The following is a 1,474-nucleotide window of genomic DNA, read 5'->3' as shown; positions in this document are numbered from 1 at the left end:
TCTTGCTCCCATCGATGGCAGCCCGATCGCGAGCCACGCGCTCGACGAGGCGCTGAAAATCGCCCGCGAAAGCGGCGGGCAGAGATTCAGCCCCTTTTCGTGAGCGACTTGCCGCCCGTCAGCGGCGACGACGCGAGCGCTGCGTTTTATGTCAACACCCGCGATGCATTCGTGAAGGAAAGCGCCGCGCTGGGCGCCGACGCCTCGGCGCGCATGCACCAGACGGGCGTGCGGGGTACACCGCGCGTAGTCGAGGTCGAGTTGACCCGTGACGACATCGCGCACCGCATCCTCAAGAGCGCGCAGGAATTTGGCGCGGACCTCGTGTTGATGGGAACGCACGGGCGGCGGCTCGCGCTCGGCAGCGTCGCCGAGCACTTCCTGCGCATCTCATGCTGCCCGGTTCTGCTAGTCCCGGCCCCAAAAGGAGACCTACAGGCCGAAACAGCGAGGGAACACCTCGACACACGATCGCCTCACTGAGTGACGACGTCACGAACGGCGCCTTCCACCATTCGCCGAGCTTTCGACAGTGTCGCTTACGGTCGTCAATGGCGCGAAGATGACGGCGCCTGTCGGGTCGGCTAGACTGGGATCATTGCGCCGGGCGAGCGCCGACATGATTCGCCGAGCGCCACGAGATCCGCTTCCCAGTCAGGGAGACAGACCGCATGCAAAGTCGCGATAAGTGTTCGCGTCAACGGCCGGCCGACGACCAGCGCGAAGCCGTGCCGGCTCGCGCCTCTATTGGCCGCCTGCTGAGCGACGAGCATTTCCGTTTGCTGGTCGAAACAGTGGAAGACTATGCGATCTTTCTTCTCGACCCCGCCGGAAAGGTCGCCACCTGGAACAACGGCGCGAAACGGATCAAAGGCTATGAAGCGGACGAAATCATAGGACGGCACTTTTCAGTTTTTTATCCGCCGGAGGATGTCGCAGCGGGCAAGCCGGAAGCAGAACTCGCGCTGGCGATCGAAAAGGGACATATCGAGGACGAAGGGTGGCGAGTTCGCAAAGACGAATCCCGCTTCTGGGCCAATGTCGTGATCACAGCCGTACGTGACGCAAACGGCACGTTACGCGGCTTCGCCAAGGTAACGCGCGACATGACCGATCAGTTGCGCCTCGCGGAACTCCAGCATGCCCGTGAACTGTCGACTCACGTTCAGACCGCCCGGGAAAACGAGCGGACGGATATCGCGCGGGAATTGCATGACGATCTCGGGCAACAACTCGCCGCACTCAAGATGCAACTGGCCGCGCTAGATACGGATGTCGACGCAACCGGCTTGGCTCGCCATCGCGTCTCCCAGACGCAGGCCATGCAGGGGCAGATTGATACGATCATCGCTTCGGTGCGTCGTATCGCGGCGGGCCTGCGGCCGCCCATTCTCGATGACCTCGGGCTCTTCGCCGCGATCGACTGGCTCGTCAGCGATTTTCGGCGTCGCTACGACATCAACGCAACGTTGAA

At 62.6% G+C, this 1,474-nt stretch carries 2 protein-coding genes; both read left to right on the top strand.

Going from position 1 to position 1,474, the window contains the following annotated elements; all coding sequences use genetic code 11:
* The first annotated feature begins 108 nt into the window (after positions 1–108).
* Positions 109–483, top strand: a complete 375-nt coding sequence (locus tag AWB68_RS44840) for a universal stress protein (protein ID WP_235028879.1) — start codon at positions 109–111, stop codon at positions 481–483.
* A gap of 188 nt (positions 484–671) precedes the next feature.
* The coding region (locus AWB68_RS44835; protein WP_087650445.1) for a PAS domain-containing sensor histidine kinase at positions 672–1,474 on the top strand (803 nt) is incomplete at its 3' end.

Source organism: Caballeronia choica, from assembly GCF_001544535.1.
In the GTDB taxonomy this organism is placed as follows: Bacteria; Pseudomonadota; Gammaproteobacteria; order Burkholderiales; family Burkholderiaceae; genus Caballeronia; species Caballeronia choica.
This window is presented reverse-complemented; position numbering and strand designations above follow the sequence as displayed.